This window comes from Pseudomonas sp. MF09156, from assembly GCF_059862305.1.
Window position 1 is genome coordinate 921,798 of sequence record NZ_JCBCUR010000001.1, and the last position, 25,437, is coordinate 947,234.

Genomic DNA, 25,437 nt, shown 5'->3' on the forward strand with positions numbered 1-25,437 from the left:
GGGAAAACCTGGGCGTCTGTGGGATTTGTGGCGGACTTTTTACCACGCGCGATTGCACCATTTGTTCTGCAGTTACTGGTGCCAACATTGCTGCAGTTATGGAGTAACTGCGTGCATAAAACCCTGCAAACGGTTATCAAAGGGCCTTAGTATGTGTCCTTTATTTTTAGCCGCAGGCCTGTTCATGACCATCGAGATTCGTCCCGCCGTGCCCAGCGATGCTGCGCAGATCCTGACCTTCATCACCGAGCTGGCCGAATACGAAAAAGCTCGCCACGAAGTGATCGCCGGCGTGGTGGACATCGAGCGCAGCCTGTTCAGCGAAGGCGCTACCGCCCATGGCCTGATCTGCCTGCGTGACGGCTTGCCGATCGGGTTCGCGGTGTTCTTCTTCAGCTATTCCACCTGGCTGGGCAGCAACTGCCTGTACCTGGAAGACCTGTACATCAACCCGGAACAGCGCGGCGGCGGGGCGGGCAAGAAGTTGCTGCGCCACCTGGCAAAGATCGCCTACGACAATGGCTGTGGGCGCTTCGAATGGAGCGTTCTGGACTGGAACGAGCCGGCCATTGCCTTCTACAAATCCATCGGCGCCCAACCCCAGGAAGAATGGGTGCGCTACCGCATGGAAGGCGAAGCGTTGCGTGAGTTTGCCCAAGGCTGAGATCGGCCCTGTCTTGCGGCCCGGCATTTGCCATAATGGCCGCCGCTTTCGCATTTCTAGATAGGCCCAAACATGCAGGAAAACCCAGCGATCCCCGCCAAAGACCCCGCGCCCACCGGCACCCAGACCTTGCTGCGCGGCCTGGGCGTGGTGCAGGCGGTGGCGGCGGGTGCGCGGGATCTCAAGGAGATTGCCCGGCGCATCGGGACCACCCGCAGCACCACGCATCGCCTGGCCAGTTGCCTGGTGGACGAGCGTTACCTGCGAGTGGTGCCGCAGGTCGGTTACCTGTTGGGGCCCAAGCTGATCGAGTTGGGGTTCCAGGCGCGGGAAGAACTGCCGCTGGTGACGCTGGCGATACCCTATCTGGATGAACTGTCGGCGCTGACCGGCGACACCATCCACCTGGCAATCCGTGAGTACGACGAGGTGCTGTACCTGCACAAGAATCCTGGGCGCAATGGCCCGGAAATGCGTTCCCGCGTCGGTCACCGCATGCCCCTGGCGCGCACCGGGATCGGCAAGGCCTTGCTGCTCGATGACACGCCAGAAGAATGGCAGCGCCTGTATCAGGCCAGCTTGCCGATAGGCGGGAAAAACCTGCACTGGCCGCAGCACCCGGAGCAATCCTGGGAGCAGTTCGAGCAGCGCATGAAAGAGTATGTGGCGGGCGGCTATGCCTTCGACCTGGAAGACAACGAGCCGTCGATCCGCTGCGTGGCCGCACCCGTGCGCGATGCCAGCCGACGGATTATCGCCGGCATCAGCATCGCCAGTACGGTGCCCTACATGCCGCTGGAAAAAATGGCCGAGCTGATTCCTGTGGTCAAACAGGTTGCGGCCCGGCTGTCAGCGGAGTTGGGGGCCAAGGCCTGATCAGGCCTTCAAGGTGGCCATGTCGATCACGAAACGGTATTTCACGTCGCCGGCAATCATGCGCGCAAAGGCTTCGTTGATCTGACGGATATCGAGCATTTCGATGTCGCAGGTAATGCCGTGCTCGGCGCAGAAATCCAGGACTTCCTGGGTTTCGGCAATGCCGCCGATCAGCGAGCCGGCCAGGACTTTACGACCCAAGACCAGCTTGGCGGCATTGACCGGCGGATCGACCGGTTCGATCAGGCCCACCAGGATATGCACGCCATCAAAACGCAGGACATCGAGGTACGGGTTCAGATCGTGCTGCACCGGGATGGTGTCCAGCAGGAAGTCGAAACTGCCGGCTGCGGCCTTCATCTGCTCGGCATCGGTGGACACGATCACATGATCAGCGCCTTGGCGACGGCCTTCCTCGGCCTTGCTCGCCGAGCGGGTGAACAGCGTGACTTCGGCGCCCATGGCCTTGGCAAACTTGATGCCCATATGGCCCAGGCCACCCATGCCGAGAATCCCGACTTTGTCGCCGGCCTTGACCCCGTAGTGCTTGAGCGGCGAGTAGGTGGTGATGCCCGCGCAGAGGAGCGGTGCGGCGCTGGCCAGGTCGAGCTTGGCCGGAATCTTCACCACGAAGTGTTCGCTGACCACGATGCTGTCGGAGTAGCCGCCCATGGTGTTGCTGCCGTCCACGCGATCCGGGGTGGCGTAGGTCATGGTCGGGCCTTCGAGGCAGTATTGCTCCAGGTCTGATTTGCACGCTTGGCAGTGGCGGCACGAATCCACCATGCAGCCCACGCCGACCAGGTCGCCAACCTTATGGGCGGTGACGCTGGCGCCGACAGCAGTGACCTTGCCGACAATCTCGTGGCCCGGCATCAATGGGTACACGGCGATACCCCATTCGTTGCGCGCCTGGTGGATGTCGGAGTGGCAGACGCCGCAGTACAGGATTTCGATTGCCACGTCATCGGCGCGCGGGCTGCGACGCTCGAAGGACATGGGGGCGAGGGGAGTGGTGGCCGACTGGGCGGCGTAGCCGATGGCGGTGTACATGGTGAAAACCTCGCAAAAGCTTGGGCGGGAGAGGTGGCGAATTCTGCGCGTGGACCCTGTGGGCGAACATGGCAAATGCTCCGAGTCTCATGCCTATTCGTCCGGGAGTGCCCGTGGATTGGATTCATTGGCCGCCAGACCTGCGATGATGTTCCTATCCCTTTTTCGCGAAGTTTTTTGCCATGTTGTTGACCCGCCATCTCGATGCCAACGCTGCGCTGGTTTCCTTGATTGAGGGGCTTACGCCCTGCGACGGTTTCTCCCCGACCCATCTGGCGGGCGTGAAGGTGCTCCGCGCCAGTTGCGACGTGGCGCGCGGGCCGCAGATCTATGAGCCGAGCCTGATGTTCGTGGCCCAGGGCAGCAAGCTCGCCTACCTGGGGCCGCGTACCCTGGAATACGGCGCCGGGCATTACCTGATCCAGGCGATGCCGGTGCCGTTCGAGTGCGAGACGTTTGCCATGGCCGCCGATGCCCCGCTGTATGGCGTTACCGTAGGTATTGATCGGGTGGTGCTGGGTGAATTGGTGATGGCCATGGGCATGCAGGCCGGCCCGCCGCCGGCGGCGCAGACCCTGGAGTCGATGAGCTCGGTGGTGCTCGATGATGCGATGCGTGGTTGCGTCGAGCGACTGTTGCAGTGTCTGCACGATCCGCTTGAAGCCCGGATCATGGGGCCGGCACGGGTGCGGGAATTATTGTTCAGCGCCTTGCGTGGGCCACAGGCCGATGTACTGCGGGCGCTGGTGGAACAGCAGGGGCAGTTCTCGCGGATTGCCACCTCATTGAATCACCTGCATGCCCATTACGCCGAACCCTTGAACATCGAGACCCTGGCCGGTTATGCGCATATGAGTGCGTCGACATTCCATGAACACTTCAAGCGCTGCACCTTGTTGTCGCCGGTGCAGTACCTCAAGCGCTTGCGCCTGCTCAAGGCCCAGCAGTTGTTGCTGGCACAAGGCATGGGGGTAGCGCAGGCGGCGCATAACGTGGGGTATCAGAGTACGTCGCAGTTCAGTCGGGAATATAAGCGCTACTTCCTGCGCAACCCTGGTGAAGAACGAGCGGCATAAATCCCGGAGATACCTCTATCCAAACGTGGGAGCGGGCTTGCTCGCGAAGGCGGTGTGTCAGGTTAATAATTCTTAACTGACACACCGCCTTCGCGAGCAAGCCCGCTCCCACATTAGATTTGTGTCGGCCATAAAAAAGGCTCTCCAGTGGAGAGCCTCATGTTCAAGCAGATGGCTTACATATTCGGGTAAGTCGGCCCACCCGCGCCTTCCGGCGTAACCCACGTGATGTTCTGCGAAGGGTCCTTGATGTCGCAGGTCTTGCAGTGCACGCAGTTCTGGGCGTTGATCTGGAAGCGTTTCTCACCGTCTTCCTGGGTGATCACTTCGTACACGCCAGCCGGGCAGTAGCGTTGCGCGGGCTCATCGTAGAGCGGCAGGTTGGTGCCGATGGGGATGCTCGGGTCCTTGAGCTTCAGGTGGCACGGCTGCTCTTCTTCATGGTTGGTGCTGGAGAGGAACACCGAGCTCAGCTTGTCGAAGCTCAGCTTGCCGTCGGGCTTGGGGTAATCGATCTTCTGGCTGTCCTTGGCCAGCTTGAGGCAGGCGTAGTCCGGCTTGGTGTCGTGCAGGGTGAACGGCATTTTGCCGCCGAGGATGTTCTGGTCGAACCAGTTGAAGCCGGCACCGATGATCGGGCCGAACTTGTGCATCGCCGGGCCGAAGTTACGGGTGGCAAACAGTTCTTCGTAGAGCCAGCTGGCTTTGAAACTGTCGACGTAGGCGGTCAGTTCATCGCCGCCTTCGGACTCGGCGAACAGGCGATCAGCCACCGCATCTGCAGCGAGCATGCCGGACTTCATCGCGGTGTGGCTGCCCTTGATCTTGGCCACGTTCATGGTGCCCAGGTCGCAGCCGATCAGGGCGCCGCCCTTGAATACCATCTTCGGCAGCGAGTTGATGCCGCCCTTGGCCAGGGCGCGCGCGCCGTAGCTGATGCGCTTGCCGCCTTCCAGGTACTGGGCCAGCACCGGGTGATGCTTGAGGCGCTGGAACTCATCGAACGGCGACAGGAAGGTGTTGCTGTAGGACAGGTCGACGATCAGGCCTACCACCACCTGGTTGTTTTCCAGGTGATAGAGGAACGAGCCACCGGTGTTCTCGTTGCTCATGATGTCCAGCGGCCAGCCGGCGGTGTGGACCACCAGGCCTGGTTGATGCTTGGCCGGGTCGATTTCCCAGATTTCCTTGAGACCGATGCCGTAGTGCTGCACGTCGGCGTCGCTGTCCAGGTTGAAGCGCTGGATCAGTTGCTTGCCCAAGTGCCCACGGCAGCCTTCGGCGAACAGTGTGTACTTGCCGCGCAGTTCCATGCCGGGGGTGTACAGGCCTTCCTTTGGGTGGCCTTCACGGTCGACGCCGAGGTCGCCGGTGATGATCCCGCGCACTACGCCGTTTTCGTCGAACAGTACTTCCTGGGCCGCGAAGCCCGGGTAGATTTCCACGCCCAGGTTCTCTGCCTGCTGGGCCAGCCAGCGGCACAAGTTGCCCAGGGAGATGATGTAGTTGCCTTCGTTGTGCATGGTCTTGGGCACAAAGAAGTCTGGAACCTTGGTGGAGCTGTCGCTGCTGCGCAGTACATAGATGTCGTCGCGCACCACCGGGGTGTTGAGCGGGGCGCCCAGTTCTTTCCAGTCCGGGAACAATTCATTCAGGGCGCGTGGTTCAAACACGGCACCGGACAGGATATGTGCACCGACTTCGGAGCCTTTTTCGACCACGCAGACGCTGATTTCCTTACCGGCTTCGGCGGCCTTCTGCTTCAGTCGGCAGGCGGCAGACAGGCCCGACGGCCCTGCGCCGACGATGACCACGTCGAATTCCATGTATTCGCGTTCCACAGGCTATCTCCTACTCAAGGCTCAACAGTTTTTTTTCTAATGGGTGGAGGTTCGGTGTTTTATCTGTCGTCTTCTGCGCCAATTTCTTACAAAGGGGCAGGGGACGACCCACCTTTCTCTCTAGGTGGCGCATTATATCTACACCACTCTCAGCGTCCAATACAAACGTTTGTTTGAATTGCCCGCGAGCTAGGTAAATCAAAGCAACGCGGCTTATATCTGACCATTTTGCTGTATTGACCGGAAAAGGTGTTCCGGTCAATATACGGTCGGTTTTGCGCTTCTCGTAGGCGGACTGCCGGTTTCAAGGCCACGTCCAAAGACAAGGCAATGCTCTTACAGGTTGACGCGCACGTAATGCTGGCGCGCAGTTTACACGTTGCGACGATGAATGACTTGTCAGTCACCGCTGACGAACGGTCTTTATTATTGAGTACGTGCAACGTCACCTGTCATGACGGCCTGCGTTTTTAGAGGTGCCCTTGTGCGCCGTTGAGCATCTACCGCCAGGTTTATCCGGGCGGCTTCCTTTTCACCGGAGAGTAACGAGGAATCCATGAAGGTTCTTGTAGCTGTCAAACGCGTTGTCGATTACAACGTGAAAGTTCGCGTCAAGGCGGACAATTCCGGCGTCGATCTGGCTAACGTCAAAATGTCGATGAACCCCTTCTGCGAAATCGCCGTGGAAGAAGCCGTACGCCTGAAAGAAAAAGGTGTTGCGACTGAAATCGTCGTCGTTTCCATCGGTCCGACCACTGCTCAAGAGCAGCTGCGTACCGCCCTGGCGCTGGGTGCCGATCGCGCCGTTCTCGTCGAATCCGCTGAAGACCTGACCTCGCTGGCCGTTGCCAAGCTGCTCAAGGCCGTTGTCGACAAGGAACAGCCGCAGCTGGTGATCCTCGGCAAACAAGCCATCGACAGCGACAACAACCAGACTGGCCAGATGCTGGCTGCACTGACCGGTTACGGCCAGGGCACCTTCGCCTCGAAAGTCGAAGTGTCTGGCGACAGCGTTGCCGTGACCCGTGAGATCGATGGCGGCGCGCAGACCGTTTCGCTGAAACTGCCGGCCATCGTCACCACCGACCTGCGTTTGAACGAGCCGCGTTATGCGTCCCTGCCAAACATCATGAAAGCCAAGAAGAAGCCGCTTGAAGTGCTGACTCCGGATGCTTTGGGCGTTTCCACCGCCTCCACCAACAAGACCGTCAAAGTCGAAGCGCCAGCTGCACGCAGCGCGGGTATCAAGGTCAAGTCGGTGGCTGAACTGGTCGAGAAACTGAAAAACGAAGCGAAGGTGATCTGATCATGACTATCCTCGTAATCGCCGAACACGATAACAAGGTGCTGGCCCCGGCCACCCTGAACACCGTTGCCGCTGCTGCGAAAATCGGTGGTGATATCCACGTCCTGGTCGCCGGCCAGAACGTGGGTGCCGTGGCTGAAGCCGCCGCGAAAATTGCTGGCGTGAGCAAAGTACTGGCCGCCGACAACGCTGCCTACGAGCATCAGTTGCCGGAAAACGTTGCGCCACTGGTTGCAGAACTGGGCGCTGGCTACAGCCACATCCTGGCTGCCGCTACCTCTAACGGCAAAAACATCCTGCCGCGCGTTGCTGCGCAGTTGGACGTTGACCAGATCTCCGAGATCGTTTCGGTCGAAAGCGCCGACACCTTCAAGCGCCCGATCTACGCCGGTAACGCCATTGCCACCGTGCAATCGACCGCCGCCATCAAAGTGATCACCGTGCGCGCCACCGGTTTCGACCCGGTTGCAGCTGAAGGTGGTTCGGCTGCCGTTGAAGCGGTGGCTGCTGTCCACAACGCTGGCACTTCCAGCTTTGTTGGCGAAGAGCTGGCCAAGTCGGATCGTCCTGAGCTGACCGCTGCCAAGATCGTCGTTTCCGGCGGGCGTGGCATGCAGAACGGTGACAACTTCAAGCACCTGTATGCCCTGGCCGACAAGCTGGGCGCTGCGGTCGGCGCCTCCCGCGCGGCCGTCGATGCAGGTTTTGTACCCAACGACATGCAGGTCGGCCAGACCGGCAAAATTGTTGCGCCACAGCTGTACATCGCGGTCGGTATCTCCGGCGCGATCCAGCACTTGGCCGGTATGAAAGACTCCAAAGTGATCGTTGCGATCAACAAGGACGAAGAAGCACCGATCTTCCAGGTGGCTGATTACGGCCTGGTTGCGGACTTGTTCGAAGCTGTACCTGAGTTGGAGAAGCTGGTCTAAACCAGCCGCTTCACTTATAAAGAGCCCGGTCTTATGACCGGGCTTTTTTTTGCACGCAACTATTTGATCGGGAAACCACGCCATGGAACTGCGCCGCTGGACTGTACTGCTGGGCCTGTCACTGCTGCCGACCGTGTCTATCGCGGCCGGCAAATGCGAGCGCCTGGTCGTGACCGGCAGCCCGGATGCGCCGCCCTATCTGTGGCGCGACCCGCAAGCCCCCACCCACCTGATCGGCGCCAACGCCGATGTGTTGCAGCAAGTGGCCAAGGACCTGGGACTGAAAATCGACCTGCTATACGGCGGCAAGCGTTCCCTGGCCCTTGAAGAAGTGCGCAGTGGGCGCATGGACATGTTGGTCGATGCGCCGTTGAGTGTCAGCGAACTGGAGACCCTGGACTACATCCACCCGGCGCTGATGCAGGCCGATTATCGGGTGTGGACCCGCGTTGACTCGCCTCTGGTCTATACCAGCGCGGCCGACCTGCATGGCCACAAGGGCGCAGTCTCGGAGCGGGCGCGCCTGTCCCCTGAATTTGAAGCCTTTGCCAGCGAACACCTGACCCTAGAACGCCTGCCAACCGTGACCCCGGCCTTGCAGAAACTGCTGCTGGGCGAAGTGGACTACGTGCTGGCCGGACGTTACTCCGGTATGGCCATGGCCCAGACCCTGGGTATGAGCAAAGACCTGCTGGCCCGGGAACTGCCGATTGACCAGCCGGGGCTGTTCCTGGCGATTTCCCACAACTCGGCCTGCAATGATCCGTGGTTGCGCGGACAGCTCGCCAAAAAGATGACAGAATTGGCCGCGTCCGGTCTGACGGAAGCCGCGTTGCAGCGCAATATCGAACGCTGGAAGACGCAGTTGCAGCAACCCGTCGGCACCCCAACAAAGTAGGGATTTTTAGTGACTATTCGACCTCTTTTCGCCGCCCTCGCCGTAGTAACGCTGGCGGGCTGTGCCGCAGATCCTGCGCCGAATGAGCAAATGCGCCTGACCCAGCAAGCCTTGGAGCAAGCCGCCGCCGTGGGGGCCGTGGCTGACGACGTGCCCGAGTTGAAACTCGCCGAGACGAAGCTGGCCCAGGCCAAGGCCGACATGGCTGACCAATCCTACAAGGATGCCCGCATGCAGGCTGAACAGGCCGAACTGGATGCCCGCCTGGCGGAGGCGCGGGTGCTGACGCAAAAGAGTCAGGAACAGTTGAATGTCCTCGAGACCCGTATCACCCGCCTGCGCAAACAGCTGGGAGATGCCCAATGATCCGTCTGACATGTGGGCTGCTGTTGAGCAGCGTGGTGCTCGCCGGCTGTGCCAGCCACCCCAATAGCGATATCGCGTTGCAGCAGGCTGGCAGCGACTTCCAGAAGGTCAAGGAAGACTCCAACGTGCTGCGCATCGCGCCCAAGGACGTGATCCGCGCCGGTGAATCCCTGGCCCGCGCCGACCGCCTGTCCAGCTACTGGGGCAGCGGTGGCGACGTGGTGCATTACGCCTACTTGAGCCAGCGCTACAGCGCGATTGCCCGCGAGCATACCGAGTTGGTGCTCAACGAAGAGCGTGCGGCCAAGCTCGAACTGGAGCGCCAACGCCTGCAATTGGCGCTGCGCGAGGCCAAGTTGTTGAGCGTGCAGCAACAGGGCAAGTGGCTCGAAGAGCAAATCGCCAGCCTGACCACCACCCAGACCGATCGCGGCCTGGTGATGACCCTGGGCGACGTGCTGTTCGACACCGGCCAGGCAGAACTGAAAAACTCGGCTAACCGTACAGTGTTGAAGATCGTGCAATTCCTGCAACTGAACCCCAAGCGGGTAGTGCGGATCGAGGGCTACACCGACAGTACCGGCGGCGAGCAGGAAAACCTCAAACTGTCCCGCGACCGGGCGCAGGCCGTGGCGGATGTACTGGTTGACCTGGGCATTGATGACAAACGCATCCAGGTAGAAGGTTATGGCGATCAGTATCCGGTGGAAGTGAATGCTTCCGAACGGGGGCGTGCGCAGAACCGGCGTGTGGAAATCGTCTTTTCCGACGACAAGGGCCAGCTCGGCGCTGCGCGCTGAATCTCAGTTCTTGTGGGAGCTGGCAAGCCAGCTCCCCCAGGGAATATGCCGTGTGTCTCGCCCCGCAACCCGATCCTCGATCGGGTTTTTCATGCCTGCAATTGCGTTCTCAACCCATACAGTTTTTTCTATCACTGGCGCCCATCCTCGACTATTGTGGCAACTGTCCCCGTACACTTCTAAACTGTGCCGGTATGTTTCACACAAAAATAAAATACCCGTGAAATCGAGTGCTGCGTCATGACCAATCTCTTGCTTTACCAACGTATCGCCCAGCAATTGGCTGAGGATATCCGGCGCGGTGTCTATCAGCCGGGTGAGCGCGTGCCTTCGGTGCGCAAGATGAGCTCCCAGCTCAATGTCAGTCATGCCACGGTGTTGCAGGCCTACGCCAATCTCGAGGACCAGGGGTTGATCCGCGCGCGCCCGCAGTCCGGGTATTACGTGCACCAGACCCCGGCCCTGACCGCACCAACGCCGGATATCGCGCGGGTCGAGCGCCCGGGGCTGGTCACCCGCAGCAGTATCATTCAACAGGTATTGGTCGAGTCCCGGCGCGAAGGGGTGTTCCCGCTCGGCGCCGCCGTGCCCAGTGTCGACTACCTGCCGGTGCGCGCACTGCACCAGCAACTGGCCAAGGTCACGCGCTTCCAGAGCCCGCGGGCGTTCAGCTATATGTTCAGCCCAGGCTTTGAGCCGCTGCGACGCCAGGTCGCGATCCGCATGCGCGATGCCGGCGTGGTGGTCGACCCGTCCGAGGTGGTGATCACCCACGGGTGTGTTGACGCATTGCAGATGTCCCTGCGGGTGCTGACCCGTCCCGGCGACCTGATCGCCGCTGAGTCCCCCACCTATTACGGCCTGTTGCAACTGGCGGATCTGCTCGGCCTCAAGGTCATTGAAATCCCCAGCGACCCCGCCACCGGTATGAGCCTGGAAGCCCTGCAACTGGCGGCCAACCAATGGTCGATCAAGGCCCTGGTGCTGACCACGCGCCTGAGCAATCCCCTGGGCGGCACCATGCCGGAAGAACGGCAGAAACAGTTGCTGCGCCTGGCCTCGGATTTCGATATCCAGATCGTCGAAGACGATATCTACGGCGAATTGATGTTCGAGCTGGGCCGCACCAAGGCCCTCAAGGCCTATGACCGCCTGGACCGGGTGATCTACTGCTCCAGCTTCTCCAAGACCCTGTCCCCCGGCGTGCGTATCGGCTGGATGATTGCCGGCAAGTACCAGCAAGAGCTCCAGCGCCTGCAGATGTTCAGCACGCACTCAGCGTGCAGCGTGACGCAAATGGGCGTGGCGGCGTACCTGGAGAATGGCGGCTACGACCGGCACCTGCGTTACATTCGCCAGGAGTACCGCAAGAACCTCAGCGCCTTCCAATTGGCGGTGCAACAGTATTTCCCGGAGGGCACGCAGATGAGCCGACCGACCGGCGGTTTTATCCTGTGGGTCAGCCTGCCGGGTCGGGTCAATACCCAGGAGCTGCACGTGCGCGCCCTGCAACAGGGCATCAGCATTGCGCCGGGGCTGATCTTCAGCAATACGGAACAGTTCAACCACTGTATTCGGCTCAATTGCGGCACACCCTGGAATCGTGAAGCCGAGCGCGCCTTGATGACCCTGGGGATGCTGGCCAACCAGTTGTGCCAGGAGGCAGCGGGCGGTTTTTGAAGCGCCAAAACGGGGCCTGAACGGTAGCTGGCTAATCACCGCGCTTGTCATGCCGCGCTCAACAAGCGAGCATATGGCCTTCTGCCGTTAATGCTGTTGGCGATATGACCTCTATTTTTCCTGCCGCGCTGTTGATCTGTCTGGCGAGCCTGTGCAACGCCACTTCTGTAGTGGCAGCGCCTGCCAGTGCGCCAGTTGTGCTGGCAGCTGCCGAACAAAAGCCGGCGCCGGCGAAAAAAACAGTCCAGGCGAAAAAAGCCGCGCCAGTTAAAAAGGCCGCCAAGGAAAAAAAGCGCGCACCTATCGCCAGCAAGTCCAAGTCAGCCCGTGAAGTGGCCCAGACCAAGCTACCACCGGCGAAACTGGACCTCAGCCTGCCCCAGGAAATGGTCCGACATCTGCAGCCCCTTGGCACTATGCCGCAGCCCAAGAACGTGCCGTTGTTGCCGCCGATGTTTGGCGAGAAACCGGTCGATAACAGCGCATTCCAGATTAACGGACGCCTGCTGAGCAACGAAATGCAGTTGCAAATGCGCAATGAGGAGCGGCGCGATGTAGAAGGCGCAGCCCTGGATTTTGAATTCAAGAATTAATCTTTCCCGCCAAAGTGACCTGAGCCACTGACCTTCTGTCGCAGACTGGTCGGTCACTTTTGTTTTCTTTGAAAAACCTCTGTTAGACCATTTTAAAACGAATGTTTTAGGGCGTACTCTAGCCCGGCCATCAACACTTTGTCGTCGAGGACCTGCTGGTCATGAAATGCCGTGAAGGCTGTGGCGCCTGTTGTATCGCCCCTTCCATCAGTTCGCCGCTGCCCGGTATGCCCAATGGCAAACCCGCGGGCGAACGCTGCCTGCATCTGTCGGTCGAACAGCTGTGCCAACTGTTTGGCCAGCCTGAGCGGCCCGCGGTGTGCGGTGCCTTTGCGGCGGATCTTGAGGTCTGTGGTAGTAGCCAGGAAGAAGCGATCAGGTTGATCGGCTGGTGGGAGCAGATGACGGCGGCTTAGTGGGCTTTAATGTCAGAACTTCAACAATAAGGAATACAACAATGGGTTCGCTGAAACGAATGGCTGTGTTGTGCGGTTTTACGGTGTTGTTTGCAGCTACTGCACAGGCCGAAGAGTGGCAGGTTGCCAAGGATGAGGAAGGTATCAAGGTTGCCTTGAGTGAAGTGGCCGGCTCCAAATACAAGGCGTATCGCGGCGTTACCGTGATCAAGGCGCCATTGGCCAAGATCCAGGCCCTACAGGACGATGTCGTCGGCGCCTGTAAGTGGATTCACGAATGCAAGTCGCAGAAGCTGCTCAAGAAGGACGGCGACAAGAGCTGGACCTACACCCAGTTCAAGGCCCCGTTCCCGGTGACCGATCGTGACTCGATCCTGGAGATCACCACCACCCAGGCCGCCGATGGCAGCGTGACCCGCAAACTGCTGGAAGTGCCGACCTATCTGCCGGAAGAGAAAGGCTATGTGCGCGTGGCCCAGGTCGAAGGCTTCTGGAAATTGGTGCCCAAAGGCGCCGACCAGACCGAAGTGACCTACCAGGTTCACACCGAGCCAGGTGGCAGCGTGCCTTCCTGGCTGGCCAACAAGTTTGTGGTTGAAGCGCCTTTCAACACCTTGAAAGCCCTCAAGGCAGCGGCCGAGAAGCCGTAAGCCCAACCGATCATATGCCTCCTGCCTTGAGTGGAACGATCACCGTGCCCTCAAGGTCCAGATATGTGTAAGCCCATCCATGGGCTTTATCGAGGAGGCACTGATGCAAAACTGGCAAGTTACCTTCGTTGACGATCACGGCGTGCAATCGGTAGAGCTGTTCGCCTGTGCGCAAAAGCCCAGCCTCGAAGATGCGGCGCAGATGATTCGCGCCAAATTGCTGCCCATCCCCGCCAAGCTGGACCTCAATGACCTGGATGGCCGGATCGCCGAACCGACGGTCAAGAGCTTGAAGGACCAGAACAGTATCCAGATCCTCGACATTTCTCCCGCCGCCTGAATATTCCCTGTACGTCTTTAAAGCGCTGCTGGTGGAGGTGATAGCTTCGCGCTACTCTGCAAGGGAGATCAGCGAATGAATCGCTAAGGTCTGGTCTTGTCAGCTACATGCTTGTTTTCCTGCGGCGATGTCATTGCCGTCAACCTGCGCCGTTCGCGCGCAGGCTCTGGGAAGCACGGAAAGTCTATCCATCGGTTTAGGAGGACGTTTCATGAGCACAGCCTATCAAGAAGACATCAGCACCCACGTGTTACGCCGCATGAAAGAGGGCGGCTTTGACTTCTCGCGCTTCCACCCCATTGAGTTCTACGCCATTTTCCCGGATGAGGAACGTGCGCGCCGGGCTGCGGGTCGGTTTCGTGGGGAGTCGATCAATGCCCAGGTCAGTGCACGGGATGACGGTGCCTGGTTCTTGGAATTGAGCAAAGTCATGTTCGCCACCTACGACGGTATTGGTGATTTCGAGCAGGACTTTGAGGCGGTAGTCGAGCCCTTGGGCGGGATTATCGAGGGATGGGGCGTGAAGCACGAGGTTCGTGGGTTACCCATGTAGACACATGATCAATAAAGCAGCGTATCGGCTGACCCTCGGGTCGGCCGATTTTGTTTGTGGCGCGGCAAAGTACTTGGAACTTATTGCGAAAATTCCTCCACAAAAAAAAGCCACCCGAGCAGGGTGGCTAAAAGGGAAGACCGGAAAGAAGGGGAACCGGTCGGTACTTGCACAAGCAAGTTACCGGCGGTGACGAGGTGATGCTGTAGGACGAATCCTGTTCAGCGGATGAGCGTGATTATCCGCAAGCTTTCCCGGGCAGTGAAATCAACTCTGGCTATGCTGGTGATAGGCAATGCCTGCGTCGCTTTGAAGCGCGAGTGGCAAGGCCCGGGCGGTTGTTGCACCAGGACGGTGCGGTGCTGCCTTTGGCTATATCCAACTAATTGATACTTAAGTGTTTATGCCGCTGGCACGGGCCTTGCGACAGTCCGTTGCGTCCGGGTGACAAGGAGTTCGGCATGATCCGCACTTATTACGATGAAATGTACGATGAGGCTGGCCAGGTCCGCCCTCACTATCGCGAGTTTGCCCGCTGGCTGGATCAAACCCCTGCCGAGCTGCTGGCCCAGCGTCGGCGTGAAGCCGATTTGCTGTTCCACCGCGCGGGTATCACCTTCACCCTGTACGGCGACGAGCAGGGCACCGAGCGCCTGATCCCCTTCGATACCATCCCGCGCAGCATTCCCGCCAGCGAATGGCGAATTGTCGAACGAGGCTGCATTCAACGGGTCAAGGCATTGAACCTGTTCCTTGCCGACCTTTATCACGACCAGCGAATTATCAAGGCCGGGATCATTCCTGCCGAGCAAGTGCTGGCCAATGAGCAATACCAGTTGGCGATGCAGGGCTTGGACCTGCACCGCGATGTTTATTCCCACGTCTCGGGTGTCGACCTCGTACGGGATGGCGACGGCACGTACTACGTGCTGGAAGACAACCTGCGCACCCCCAGCGGCGTGAGCTATATGCTCGAAGACCGCAAGATGATGATGCGCCTGTTCCCCGAACTGTTCGCCGCCCAGCGCATCGCGCCGATCGATCATTACCCCAACCTGCTGCTCGATACCCTGAAAAGCTCCAGCCCACTGGATAACCCCAGCGTGGTGGTGCTGACGCCGGGGCGCTTCAACAGCGCGTTCTTCGAGCACGCGTTCCTCGCCCGGGAAATGGGTGTGGAGTTGGTGGAAGGCGCTGACCTGTTTGTGCGCGACGACCGCGTATTCATGCGCACCACCGACGGGCCCAAGGCTGTGGACGTGATCTACCGGCGCCTCGACGATGCCTACCTCGACCCGCTGGCCTTCAACCCGGAATCGATGCTTGGTGTGCCCGGCCTGCTGGCCGCCTACCGCTCGGGCAATGTGGTGCTGGCCAATGCCATTGGCACCGGGGTGGCGGATGACAAGTCGGTGTATCCCTTCGTCACCGACATGATCCGTTTTTACTTGGATGAAGAGCCGATCCTGAAGAATGTTCCGACGTTCCAGTGCCGTAAGCCTGACGAACTGTCTCACGTGCTGACGAATCTACCGCAGCTGGTGGTCAAGGAGACCCAAGGCTCCGGTGGCTACGGCATGTTGGTCGGCCCGGCTGCCACGGCTGCTGAGATCGAAGCCTTTCGTGCGCGGATCAAGGCCAAGCCCCATGCCTACATCGCCCAGCCGACCCTGTGTCTGTCGACGTGCCCGACCTTTGTCGAAAACGGTATAGCGCCTCGGCATATCGACCTGCGGCCGTTCGTCCTGTCCGGCAAGGAAACCCGTGTGGTGCCCGGCGGGCTGACCCGTGTGGCGCTGCGGGAGGGTTCGTTGGTGGTCAACTCATCCCAGGGTGGCGGCACTAAAGACACCTGGGTGGTCGAGGAATGAAACCATGCTGAGCAGAACTGCCTCGGATTTATATTGGATGTCGCGCTACCTGGAGCGCGCGGAAAACCTCGCGCGCATGCTGGATGTCAGTTATTCGCTGTCGCTGATGCCCCAGGATGGGCGCGGCGATGGCCTGCACGAACTGGCCATGCCCCTGCTGATCACCGGCACCCTGGACGACTATCACGCGCGTCACGGCGAGTTGCATGCCGAGCGTTTGTTGCACTTCTTTGCCCTGGATGCCGCCAACCCGGCGAGCATCTACAGTTGCCTGGGCGCCGCCCGCGCCAGTGCCCATGCCGTGCGTGGGCGAATTACTGCGGACATGTGGGAAAACATCAACGCCACCTGGCTGGATATTCGCGTCATCGCCCAGGAGGGCCTGAGCCGCTATGGCATGAGCCGTTTCTGCGAATGGGTCAAGGAACGTTCCCACCTGTTTCGTGGCGCCACCTACGGCACCATCATGCGCAACGACGCTTTTCGCTTTATTCGCCTGGGTACCTTTATCGAAAGGGCCGACAACACCCTGCGCCTGTTGGACGCCCGCTACGAGATGGCCGGCGACCAGGCCGACGTGGTGATTGATGGCACCGCCCACGCCTATTACCAATGGAGTGCGCTATTGCGGGCCTTGTCGTCCTTCGAGGCCTACACCGAGATCTATCGTGATGCCCCCGGCGCCCGGCAGGTGGCCGAACTGTTGCTGCTGCGTGCCGATGTGCCGCGTTCCCTGCGCGCGTGCAGCGAAGAAATCGACCAGATCCTCGCCAGTCTGCCTGGCATCAACGGCCGCCCGGCCCAGCGCCTGGCCGCCGAAATGGACGCGCGCCTGCGCTTTACCGCCATTGACGAAATCCTTGAAGAAGGCCTGCACGCCTGGCTGACCGACTTCATCCCGCTGGTACGCCAGTTGGGTAACGCTATTCATCATTCCTACCTGGAGGCGGCATGAGACTTTCCATCAGCCACGAAACTACCTACCGCTATGAAGACCAGGTGCGTGCCAGCATCCAATACCTGCGCCTGACCCCTCACGACAGCGAGCGTCAGCATGTGCTCAGTTGGCAGCTGGATCTGCCGCGTCCGGTGCGGGCCCAGTTGGACCCATTCGGCAATATCCTGCATGTGCTGACCCTGGATGAGCCCCACGAATCGATCGTCATCGGCGCCCGAGGCCAAGTGGACATTGACGAGTGGCGCGAGGCCGAGCACGACAGCCAGTCGCCATTTCCTTTCCAGCGTTGCACGCGCCTGACTGAGCCGGACGAGGCCCTGCGCGCCTTTGCCCAGCAGCACTGCGGTAAACGCCGGGATCGCAATGCCTTGATCGATCTGATGCACGCCCTCAACCAGCATATCGCCTACGTGCCGGGGGCCACGCAAGTGGAAACCTGTGCGGCCGAGGCGTTCGCCGGGCGTGCCGGGGTTTGCCAGGATCACGCCCATGCATTCCTGGCCTGCGCGCGCAGCCTGGGGATCGCCACGCGGTATGTGTCGGGGTATTTGTATAGCGAGGACAGCGAGCACCTGGCCAGCCATGCCTGGGCCGAAGCCTGGATGGATGACGCCTGGTACAGCTTCGATGTGACCAACCAACTGGCTCGCCCGGAGCGGCATCTGAAACTGGCGGTGGGCCTGGATTACCTCGACGCCTGCCCGGTTCGCGGCATGCGCCGTGGCGGCGGGCACGAGCAGATGCATGCCAGGGTATTTGTGGCGCCGAGCCCGGTAATCCTGGTGCAGCAGCAATAACCCCGCACCCCCTTGCCGGCGATGAGCCCAGAATGATCCTCATCGTCGGCAAACCGGCATCAGGTGCTATTTAGCGGCTGACACCCGCCACACCTTATTCCCCACATCATCGGCTACCAACAAGCCGCCTTGCTGGTCGATCACCACGCCCACCGGCCGGCCCATGGCTTTCTCATCACTGTTGAGGAACCCGGTCAGCACATCCACCGGTGCGCCGTTGGGCTTGCCCCCCGCAAATGGCACAAAGATTACCTTGTAACCACTGTGCGGCTTGCGATTCCACGAGCCGTGCTGGCCAATAAACGCGCCATGGGCAAATTGTGCCGGCAGCGTGTTGCCTTCAGCAAAGGTCAGGCCCAACGATGCGGTGTGTGGCCCGACGGCATAGTCCGGGGCAATGGCCTTGGCCACCAGGTCCGGATCCTGCGGCGTGACCCGTACATCCACATGTTGGCCGTAGTAGCTGAACGGCCAGCCGTAAAAGCCACCGTCCTGGACCGAGGTGATGTAGTCCGGCACCAGGTCGCTGCCGATTTCATCGCGCTCGTTGACCGCCGTCCATAGCTTGCCGCTTTGTGGCTCCCACGCCATGCCATTGGGGTTGCGCAGCCCGGAAGCAAAAATCCGCTGCTTGGCGCTGGCCCGGTCGACTTCCCAGATCGCCGCGCGGCCCTGTTCGGCTTCCAGGCCGTTTTCACCGACGTTGCTGTTGGAACCCACGCTCACATACAACTTGCTGCCGTCCTTGCTGGCCACCACGTTTTTCGTCCAGTGGTGGTTGAGCGGGCCGCCCGGCAGGTCGATGACCTTGGTGCCCTGGGCCTTGATCGCGGTTTCCCCCGGTTGATAGGGAAAGCGCAGCAGCTTGTCCGAGTCGGCCACGTACAGGTCGTTGCCCACCAGGGTCATGCCAAACGGCGAGTTGAGGTTTTCCAGGAACACCGTGCGGGTTTCTGCCACGCCATCATGGTCGGCATCGCGCAGCAGGGTGATGCGGTTCGGGCTGGGTACGCCGGCCCCGGCACGGCCCATGACCTTTTCCATGACCCAGCCGCGAATGCCCTTGGAGTCATCCGGTTTGGGCGGCGCGTTGGTCTCGGCCACCAGCACGTCGCCGTTGGGCAATACATACAACCAGCGCGGGTGGTCCAGGCCTTCGGCGAAGGCGCCGACCTGGGTGCCCGCAGCCGCAGTCGGCTTGGCGCCATCGGGCCAGCCAATGGCCGGGGCGATGTTGACGGTGGGGATCAGGGTTTTGTTCGGTTCCGGCAGCTTGGGCGACGGCCCGGTGCCATCGGAGACTTGCAAGGTTGAGCTTTCGCCGCAGGCGGCGAGTGCGCCTGCGGCCATGATCAGTACGGCGAGTCGGGTCTTGTGCATGTTTTTCTCCTCAATGCCTGTAGTCATAGAGGTACGGTGCGCGGCGATGGTTCAAGTGCATGGCCGGCTTTAATTGACGCTGTACCCCCAACCCACTAACCTTCGCCGCTTGTTTCAGGTGCTCTGTGACGTACCCGTCGACCGAGTGAAACAGGGAAGCCGGTGAGTGCGCGCACTTTTCTACAGTGCGGCCACGATCCCGGCGCTGCCCCCGCAACGGTAAATGAGTCAAGACGCTGCTTTTGCCACTGTATCGCCTGCGATATGGGAAGGCGCATCGTCGGCTCGCCCTGCTCAACAGGGCGTCACTCATGAGCCCGGAGACCGGCCTGATCCATCCAACAGCATCACGGTGGGCGATGCTTGGCTTCATTTAAGTGGTCTTTTCCTGCCCGCCGTTTTTGTCCAGCCCCAACGGAGAGCTGCCATGACTGATTCCCCTGATCGTGACGAACGCCACCTGGCGCGCATGCTGCGCAAAAAAGCGGTGATTGACGAGCGCATTGCCAACTCACCGAATGAATGCGGTTTGCTGCTGGTATTGACCGGCAACGGCAAAGGCAAGAGCAGCTCGGCCTTTGGCATGCTCGCCCGGGCCATGGGCCACGATCTGCAATGCGGCGTGGTGCAGTTCATCAAGGGCCGCAACAGCACCGGGGAAGAGCTGTTCTTCCGCCGCTTCCCCGAGCAGGTGCGTTTCCATGTGATGGGCGAGGGCTTTACCTGGGAGACCCAGGACCGCCAGCGTGATATCGCCGCTGCCGAAGCGGCCTGGAAAGTCTCCCGGGAAATGTTGCAGGACCCGTCCATCGGCCTGGTGGTGCTGGATGAGCTGAATATCGCGCTCAAGCACGGCTATCTCGACCTCGACCAGGTGCTTGGCGATCTGCAAGCTCGCCCACCCATGCAGCATGTGCTGGTCACCGGGCGTGGCGCCAAGCCAGAACTGATTGAAATGGCCGACACCGTCACCGAAATGGGCATGCTCAAGCATGCGTTCCAGGCCGGTATCAAGGCACAGAAGGGCATCGAACTTTGAACCAGCCGCGCCATTGCCCTGCCGTGCTGATCGCCGCGCCGGCGTCAGGCCAGGGCAAGACCACCGTCACCGCCGCCCTGGCCCGTTTGCACCGCAACCTGGGGCGCAAGGTTCGGGTGTTCAAGTGCGGCCCGGACTTTCTCGACCCGATGATCCATGAGCGCGCCAGTGGTGCGCCGGTCTATCAATTGGACATGTGGATGGTCGGCGAGCAGGAAAGTCGCCGCCTGCTGTGGGAAGCAGCGGGGGAGGCGGACCTGATCCTGATCGAGGGCGTGATGGGCCTGTTCGACGGCACGCCTTCCAGCGCCGACCTGGCGCGCCATTTTGGCGTGCCGGTACTGGCAGTGATCGATGGCACCGCCATGGCCCAGACCTTTGGCGCCCTGGCGCTGGGGCTGGCGCGTTACCAGGCAGACCTGCCGTTCGCCGGGGTCCTGGCCAACCGTGTCGGCACCGTGCGCCACGCCCAACTGCTCGAAGGCAGCTTGACCGAAGGCCTGCGCTGGTACGGCGCACTGTCCCGGGAAACCGGCATTGAGCTGCCCAGCCGTCACCTGGGCCTGGTGCAGGCCAGCGAGCTGAATGACCTGGACCTGCGCCTGGATGCCGCCGCCGCCGCCCTGGCCAGCAGTTGCGAGGTAGCGCTGCCACCGCCGGTGGAATTCGCCGCGCCCGAGCTGATCGAAGCCCAGCCGCTGCTGGCCGGGGTGCGGATTGCCGTGGCCCGTGACGAAGCCTTTGCCTTCACCTACGGCGCCAGCCTGGATTTGCTGCGAGCGATGGGCGCGCAGTTGCACTTCTTCTCGCCGATCCATGACCGCGTGCTGCCCGACGCCGACAGCCTCTATCTGCCCGGTGGCTACCCGGAACTGCATCATCAGGCGCTGTCGCAAAATAGCGCGATGCTGCAGGCGATCCGTGCCCATCACGCTGCCGGCAAACCGTTGCTGGCTGAATGCGGGGGCATGCTCTACCTGCTCGATTCCTTGACCGATGTCGAGGGCACGCGCGCCGAACTGCTGGGCCTGCTGCAAGGCGATGCGGTCATGCAAAAACGCCTGGCGGCCCTGGCCCTGCAAACGGTCGAGCTGCCGGAAGGCGTGCTGCGCGGGCATACCTATCATCATTCCCTGACCAGCACGCCGTGGCAGCCGATTGCCCGTGGCCTGAGCCCCAACGGCGGGCGCGGCGCCGAGGCGGTGTATCGCCAGGGGCGGATGACGGCCTCCTATGTGCACTTTTACTTCCCGTCGAACCCGGCTGCGGTGGCCGCGTTGTTTGCGCCAGACCGGCAAGCCGGCATGGCAGGCGACCACGGTTCAAATGTGGGAGCGGGCTTGCCCGCGATAGGGCCATGACCGACCACGCCTACCCCCAGGCCGAGCGCGACGCGATCTACCGCGCCATCGCCGAACGTCGCGACATGCGCCACTTCAGCGGCGGCGCCGTCGCCCCGGAGCTGCTGCAGCGCCTGCTGCAGGCCGCGCACCAGGCCCCCAGCGTCGGCCTGATGCAGCCCTGGCGCTTTATCCGCATCAGCGACCGCAACCTGCGCGGGCAGATCCAGCAGTTGGTGGAAGTCGAACGCATCCGCACCGCGCAAGCCCTGGGCGAGCGTTCGGACGATTTCATGAAGCTCAAGGTCGAAGGCATCCACGACTGCGCCGAGGTGCTGGTGGCGGCGTTGATGGATGATCGCGAGCGGCATATTTTCGGGCGCCGGACCTTGCCGGAAATGGACCTGGCGTCGCTGTCCTGCGCGATCCAGAATCTATGGCTGGCCTCCCGCGCCGAAGGCCTGGGCATGGGCTGGGTGTCGCTGTTCGAACCCCAGGACCTGGCCGACCTGCTCGGCCTGCCGCCCGGCGCCAAGCCGCTGGCCGTGCTGTGCCTGGGCCCGGTGACGGAGTTCTACCCGGCACCGATGTTGCAACTTGAGGGCTGGACCGAACCGCGTCCGCTGAGTGACATGCTGTATGAGAATTATTGGGGAGTGAGTCAATGAGTGTGGCCTTGCTGAGCGTCGCCGCAGTGGCGCTGGATGCGCTGCTGGGTGAGCCCAGGCGCTGGCATCCGCTGGTGGCGTTCGGCAATTTTGCCGGGCGCATCGAGCAACGTTTCAACTCCGCAGGGCGCGGCTGGCGCAGCCATGGCGTGACCGCGTGGTTTATCACCGTGATACCGCTGACCTTGCTGGCCACTGCCTTGTCCTGGGCGCCTTACTTCGGCTGGGTGATCGAGATCCTCGCGTTGTACCTGGCCCTGGGCATGCGCAGCCTGGGTGAGCACGTGCTACCGGTGGCCCAGGCCCTGCGCAGCGGGGACCTGGACGAGGCGCGCACGCGTGTCAGTTACCTGGTCAGCCGTCAGACCAGCGAATTGGACAGCACCGAAGTGGCGCGCGCGGCCACCGAGTCGGTGCTGGAAAACGGCAGCGATGCGGTGTTCGCCGCACTGTTCTGGTTTGTCGTGGCCGGGGTGCCGGGCGTGGTGCTGTACCGCCTGAGCAATACCCTGGATGCCATGTGGGGCTATCGCAACGAACGCTTTGAGCGCTTTGGCTGGGCGGCGGCGAAGATTGACGATGTGCTCAATTACATTCCGGCACGCTTGGTCGCGTTGACCTACGCCGTGCTCGGCAAGACCCGCCTGGCGCTCACATGCTGGCGCCGCCAGGGCCCGACCTGGGACAGCCCGAATGCCGGGCCGGTGATGGCTGCGGGCGCGGGCGCCCTGGGTGTCGAGTTGGGCGGGGCGGCGATTTATCACGGCGAGTTGCACCAGCGTCCGACCCTTGGCGAAGGGCCGCCGGCCGATGCCGATTCCATCGAGCGTGGCTGGCAACTGGTGCAGCGCGGCGTGTGGCTGTGGGTGTTGATCCTGTGTGCGGGGGCGCAATTCTATGCTTGAACACGGTGGACGGCTGCGCAAGGCGGCGTTGCAGTACGGCATCGCCCAGGAAGACTGGCTGGACCTGTCCAGTGGCCTCGCGCCGTGGCCCTGGCCAATCCCGCCCATCCCGTTGCGGGCCTGGGCCCGCCTGCCAGAGACCGATGACGGCCTGGAGCAGGCCGCCTGCGACTACTACGGCGCAGCCCAGGTGCTGCCGGTGGCGGGTTCCCAGGCGGCGATCCAGCTGCTGCCGCGCCTGCGCCGGGCGGGCAAGGTCGGCGTGTTGTCGCCGTGCTACGCCGAGCATGCCGAAGCCTGGCGCCGCGCCGGTTACATCGTGCGCGAGGTGCTGGAGCAGGAAGTCGACTTCTTCCTCGATAGCCTCGACGTGCTGGTGGTGGTCAATCCCAACAACCCCACTGGCCTGAGCCTTACGCCCCAGCGCCTGCTGGATTGGCATGCACGCCTGGCCCAGCGCGGTGGTTGGTTGGTGGTGGATGAAGCCTTTATGGACAACACCCCGCACTTGAGCCTGGCGAGCCAGGCCAATCAAGTGGGGTTGATTGTGTTGCGCTCGTTCGGCAAGTTTTTCGGCCTGGCCGGGGTGCGCCTGGGCTTTGTATTGGCCGAGCGCAAGCTGCTCAAGCTGCTGGCCGAGCAGGTCGGCCCGTGGGCGGTGAGCGGGCCGACGCGGGAGTTGGGCCAGGTGTGCCTGCGCGACAGTGCCGGCCACACCTACCAGCGCCAGCGCTGCGAAGACGCCAGCCAGCGCCTGTTTCGCCTGTTGGAGCAGTATGGCCTGCGCCCACAAGGCGGCTGCGCGCTGTTCCAGTGGCTGATCACCGACCGCGCCGAGCTGCTACATGAGTTCATGGCCCAGCGCGGCATCCTGCTGCGCCTGTTTGTCCACGACAGCAGCCTGCGTTTTGGCCTGCCCGGGACTGACGCCGATTGGCTGCGCCTCGAACACGCCCTGACTGCCTGGAAGCAAACTTCATGACCACGCTGATGGTGCAAGGCACCACCTCCGACGCGGGCAAAAGCACCCTGGTGACCGCGCTGTGCCGCTGGGTCGTGCGCCAGGGCGTGCCGGTGGTGCCCTTCAAGCCGCAGAACATGGCGCTCAACAGTGCGGTCACGGCAGAAGGGGGCGAGATCGGCCGCGCCCAGGCCGTGCAGGCCCAGGCCGCCAACCTGGCGCCGCACACCGACATGAACCCGGTGCTGCTCAAGCCCAATAGCGACACCGGCTCCCAGGTGATCATCCATGGCCATGCCGTGACCAGCATGAATGCAGTGGCCTATCACGATTACAAAGCCATCGCCATGCAGGCGGTGCTGGCCTCCCATGCGCGCCTGAGCGCGGCCTACCCGGTGGTGATGGTCGAAGGCGCAGGCTCGCCGGCCGAGATCAACCTGCGGGCCAACGACATTGCCAATATGGGGTTTGCTGAAGCGGTGGATTGCCCGGTGCTGCTGATCGCCGACATCAATCGCGGCGGGGTGTTTGCTCATCTGGTGGGCACGCTGGAGTTGCTGTCGCCGTCGGAGCAGGCGCGGGTCAAGGGCTTTATCATCAACCGCTTCCGTGGCGATATCGCCCTGCTGCAACCGGGCCTCGACTGGCTTGAGGCGCGCACCGGCAAACCGGTGGTGGGCGTGCTGCCGTACGTGATGGACCTGCACCTGGAAGCCGAGGATGGCATCGACCAGCGCCAGATCGACAAGGCGGCGCAGGTGCTCAAGGTGGTGGTGCCGGTATTGCCGCGCATCAGCAACCACACCGACTTCGACCCGTTGCGCCTGCATCCCCAGGTGGATCTGCAGTTTGTCGGGCCGGGCCAGGCAATCCCCGCCGCCGACCTGATCATCCTGCCCGGCTCGAAAAGCGTGCGCAGCGACCTGGCCTATCTGCGCGCCAATGGCTGGGACCGCGCGATTGCCCGGCACTTGCGCTATGGCGGCAAAGTCCTGGGCATCTGCGGTGGCCTGCAAATGCTGGGTGAGCAGGTCCACGATCCGCTGGGCCTGGAAGGCGCGGCGGGTTCCAGCGCTGGTCTGGGCCTGCTGGCGTTCAGCACCACCCTGGAAGCCGAGAAACAATTGCGCAATGTGCGCGGCCGGCTGGTGCTGGAAGAGGCGCCGGTCAGTGGTTATGAGATCCATGCGGGCGTGACCCGAGGGCCTGCCCTGGAGCAGGCGGCGGTACGCCTGGATGATGGCCGCAGCGACGGTGCTTGTAGCGATGATGGGCAGATCCTTGGCACTTATCTGCACGGCCTGTTCGAGACGCCCGCCGCATGCAGCGCCTTGCTGCGCTGGGCCGGTTTGCAGGATGTGCAGGAAGTCGATTACCACGGCCTGCGCGAGCGCGATATCGAGCGCCTGGCGGATTTGGTGGAGCAGCATCTGGACACTCGGTTGCTGCGCCAGTTATGTGGCATTTGAGGGCT

At 61.8% G+C, this 25,437-nt stretch carries 26 protein-coding genes and 1 riboswitch; of the genes, 23 read left to right on the forward strand and 3 right to left on the reverse strand.

The annotated features are described in order from the left end of the window. The first annotated feature begins 184 nt into the window (after window positions 1–184). Together AC19YY_RS04430 and AC19YY_RS04435 are read left to right on the forward strand one after the other, a co-directional pair. Window positions 185–664, forward strand: coding sequence for a GNAT family N-acetyltransferase (locus AC19YY_RS04430; RefSeq protein WP_170042589.1), 480 nt, complete (start codon window positions 185–187; stop codon window positions 662–664). Window positions 665–736: 72 nt separating this feature from the next. Beyond that, window positions 737–1,540 (forward strand): IclR family transcriptional regulator, encoded by an 804-nt coding sequence (locus AC19YY_RS04435; RefSeq protein ID WP_169955225.1) that lies wholly within the window; start codon window positions 737–739, stop codon window positions 1,538–1,540. On the opposite strand, the gene AC19YY_RS04440 is transcribed toward AC19YY_RS04435, so the two are convergent. Continuing rightward, complete coding sequence (locus tag AC19YY_RS04440; protein WP_169955226.1) at window positions 1,541–2,593, reverse strand: NAD(P)-dependent alcohol dehydrogenase; 1,053 nt, start codon at window positions 2,591–2,593, stop codon at window positions 1,541–1,543. It lies immediately after the preceding gene. A gap of 182 nt (window positions 2,594–2,775) precedes the next feature. On the opposite strand from AC19YY_RS04440, the gene AC19YY_RS04445 reads away from it, so the two are divergent. Continuing rightward, on the forward strand, window positions 2,776–3,669 hold the full coding sequence (locus AC19YY_RS04445) for an AraC family transcriptional regulator (protein ID WP_169955227.1): 894 nt from the start codon (window positions 2,776–2,778) through the stop codon (window positions 3,667–3,669). 176 nt (window positions 3,670–3,845) lie between these two features. Here the strand turns inward: AC19YY_RS04445 and AC19YY_RS04450 are convergent, their stop codons facing one another. Continuing rightward, window positions 3,846–5,510, reverse strand: a complete 1,665-nt coding sequence (locus AC19YY_RS04450; RefSeq protein WP_169955228.1) for an electron transfer flavoprotein-ubiquinone oxidoreductase — start codon at window positions 5,508–5,510, stop codon at window positions 3,846–3,848. Window positions 5,511–6,066: 556 nt separating this feature from the next. Here AC19YY_RS04450 and AC19YY_RS04455 point away from each other — a divergent pair. The 14 genes from AC19YY_RS04455 to AC19YY_RS04520 all read left to right on the forward strand — a co-directional run bounded on the left by AC19YY_RS04455 (window position 6,067) and on the right by AC19YY_RS04520 (window position 17,670). Further along, window positions 6,067–6,816: an electron transfer flavoprotein subunit beta/FixA family protein gene (locus AC19YY_RS04455; RefSeq protein WP_169955229.1), complete on the forward strand. Its 750-nt coding sequence runs from the start codon at window positions 6,067–6,069 to the stop codon at window positions 6,814–6,816. Window positions 6,817–6,818: 2 nt separating this feature from the next. Next, a complete protein-coding gene (locus AC19YY_RS04460) occupies window positions 6,819–7,748 on the forward strand; it encodes an electron transfer flavoprotein subunit alpha/FixB family protein (protein ID WP_492633592.1) in 930 nt (309 codons plus the stop codon). An 82-nt stretch (window positions 7,749–7,830) separates the two neighbouring features. Further along, window positions 7,831–8,646: a substrate-binding periplasmic protein gene (locus AC19YY_RS04465; RefSeq protein ID WP_170056941.1), complete on the forward strand. Its 816-nt coding sequence runs from the start codon at window positions 7,831–7,833 to the stop codon at window positions 8,644–8,646. A 9-nt stretch (window positions 8,647–8,655) separates the two neighbouring features. Then, window positions 8,656–9,012, forward strand: a complete 357-nt coding sequence (locus tag AC19YY_RS04470) for a DUF4398 domain-containing protein (RefSeq protein WP_169955232.1) — start codon at window positions 8,656–8,658, stop codon at window positions 9,010–9,012. Then, a complete protein-coding gene (locus tag AC19YY_RS04475) occupies window positions 9,009–9,812 on the forward strand; it encodes an OmpA family protein (RefSeq protein WP_169955233.1) in 804 nt (267 codons plus the stop codon). Before AC19YY_RS04470 ends, AC19YY_RS04475 begins: the two co-directional genes overlap by 4 nt. A 240-nt stretch (window positions 9,813–10,052) precedes the next feature. Beyond that, complete coding sequence (locus AC19YY_RS04480; protein ID WP_169955234.1) at window positions 10,053–11,492, forward strand: aminotransferase-like domain-containing protein; 1,440 nt, start codon at window positions 10,053–10,055, stop codon at window positions 11,490–11,492. A gap of 104 nt (window positions 11,493–11,596) precedes the next feature. Then, a complete protein-coding gene (locus tag AC19YY_RS04485; protein ID WP_432754490.1) occupies window positions 11,597–12,085 on the forward strand; it encodes a translation initiation factor 2 in 489 nt (162 codons plus the stop codon). A gap of 161 nt (window positions 12,086–12,246) precedes the next feature. Then, entirely contained in the window at window positions 12,247–12,501 is a 255-nt protein-coding gene (locus tag AC19YY_RS04490) for a YkgJ family cysteine cluster protein (protein ID WP_076961156.1), read from the forward strand. A gap of 41 nt (window positions 12,502–12,542) precedes the next feature. Then, window positions 12,543–13,151 carry an START domain-containing protein gene (locus tag AC19YY_RS04495; RefSeq protein ID WP_500603893.1) on the forward strand — a complete coding sequence of 203 codons (609 nt, stop codon included), beginning with the start codon at window positions 12,543–12,545 and terminating at the stop codon, window positions 13,149–13,151. Window positions 13,152–13,254: 103 nt separating this feature from the next. Next, window positions 13,255–13,491, forward strand: a complete 237-nt coding sequence (locus AC19YY_RS04500) for a hypothetical protein (RefSeq protein WP_262377002.1) — start codon at window positions 13,255–13,257, stop codon at window positions 13,489–13,491. A gap of 211 nt (window positions 13,492–13,702) precedes the next feature. Then, window positions 13,703–14,044, forward strand: coding sequence for a ribonuclease E inhibitor RraB (locus AC19YY_RS04505; protein WP_029299641.1), 342 nt, complete (start codon window positions 13,703–13,705; stop codon window positions 14,042–14,044). Between the two features lie 461 nt (window positions 14,045–14,505). Continuing rightward, window positions 14,506–15,915, forward strand: a complete 1,410-nt coding sequence (locus tag AC19YY_RS04510; RefSeq protein WP_172312889.1) for a circularly permuted type 2 ATP-grasp protein — start codon at window positions 14,506–14,508, stop codon at window positions 15,913–15,915. A 4-nt stretch (window positions 15,916–15,919) separates the two neighbouring features. Then, complete coding sequence (locus tag AC19YY_RS04515; protein WP_169955240.1) at window positions 15,920–16,870, forward strand: alpha-E domain-containing protein; 951 nt, start codon at window positions 15,920–15,922, stop codon at window positions 16,868–16,870. Continuing rightward, entirely contained in the window at window positions 16,867–17,670 is an 804-nt protein-coding gene (locus AC19YY_RS04520) for a transglutaminase family protein (protein ID WP_172312887.1), read from the forward strand. Before AC19YY_RS04515 ends, AC19YY_RS04520 begins: the two co-directional genes overlap by 4 nt. Before the next feature lie 66 nt (window positions 17,671–17,736). Here the strand turns inward: AC19YY_RS04520 and AC19YY_RS04525 are convergent, their stop codons facing one another. Further along, the gene (locus tag AC19YY_RS04525) at window positions 17,737–19,050 is read right to left on the reverse strand and encodes a PQQ-dependent sugar dehydrogenase (protein ID WP_169955242.1); all 1,314 of its coding nucleotides are present in this window, start codon (window positions 19,048–19,050) and stop codon (window positions 17,737–17,739) included. Window positions 19,051–19,149: 99 nt separating this feature from the next. Continuing rightward, window positions 19,150–19,397: riboswitch (cobalamin riboswitch) on the forward strand. A gap of 80 nt (window positions 19,398–19,477) precedes the next feature. On the opposite strand from AC19YY_RS04525, the gene cobO reads away from it, so the two are divergent. Genes cobO through AC19YY_RS04555 form a run of 6 tightly spaced genes read left to right on the forward strand, consistent with a single transcriptional unit; the run spans window position 19,478 to window position 25,432 of the window. Continuing rightward, window positions 19,478–20,089, forward strand: a complete 612-nt coding sequence (gene cobO, locus AC19YY_RS04530) for a cob(I)yrinic acid a,c-diamide adenosyltransferase (RefSeq protein ID WP_169955243.1) — start codon at window positions 19,478–19,480, stop codon at window positions 20,087–20,089. Beyond that, window positions 20,086–21,450, forward strand: coding sequence for a cobyrinic acid a,c-diamide synthase CobB (locus AC19YY_RS04535; protein ID WP_500603894.1), 1,365 nt, complete (start codon window positions 20,086–20,088; stop codon window positions 21,448–21,450). Before cobO ends, AC19YY_RS04535 begins: the two co-directional genes overlap by 4 nt. Further along, window positions 21,447–22,097, forward strand: a complete 651-nt coding sequence (gene bluB / locus AC19YY_RS04540; RefSeq protein ID WP_500603895.1) for a 5,6-dimethylbenzimidazole synthase — start codon at window positions 21,447–21,449, stop codon at window positions 22,095–22,097. The genes AC19YY_RS04535 and bluB overlap by 4 nt, the downstream gene beginning before the upstream one ends. Then, window positions 22,094–23,002: an adenosylcobinamide-phosphate synthase CbiB gene (gene cbiB, locus AC19YY_RS04545; protein ID WP_170042595.1), complete on the forward strand. Its 909-nt coding sequence runs from the start codon at window positions 22,094–22,096 to the stop codon at window positions 23,000–23,002. Before bluB ends, cbiB begins: the two co-directional genes overlap by 4 nt. After that, window positions 22,995–23,984, forward strand: a complete 990-nt coding sequence (gene cobD, locus AC19YY_RS04550) for a threonine-phosphate decarboxylase CobD (RefSeq protein WP_500603896.1) — start codon at window positions 22,995–22,997, stop codon at window positions 23,982–23,984. The genes cbiB and cobD overlap by 8 nt, the downstream gene beginning before the upstream one ends. Then, window positions 23,981–25,432 carry a cobyric acid synthase gene (locus tag AC19YY_RS04555; RefSeq protein WP_169955248.1) on the forward strand — a complete coding sequence of 484 codons (1,452 nt, stop codon included), beginning with the start codon at window positions 23,981–23,983 and terminating at the stop codon, window positions 25,430–25,432. The genes cobD and AC19YY_RS04555 overlap by 4 nt, the downstream gene beginning before the upstream one ends. Window positions 25,433–25,437 lie beyond the last annotated feature (5 nt).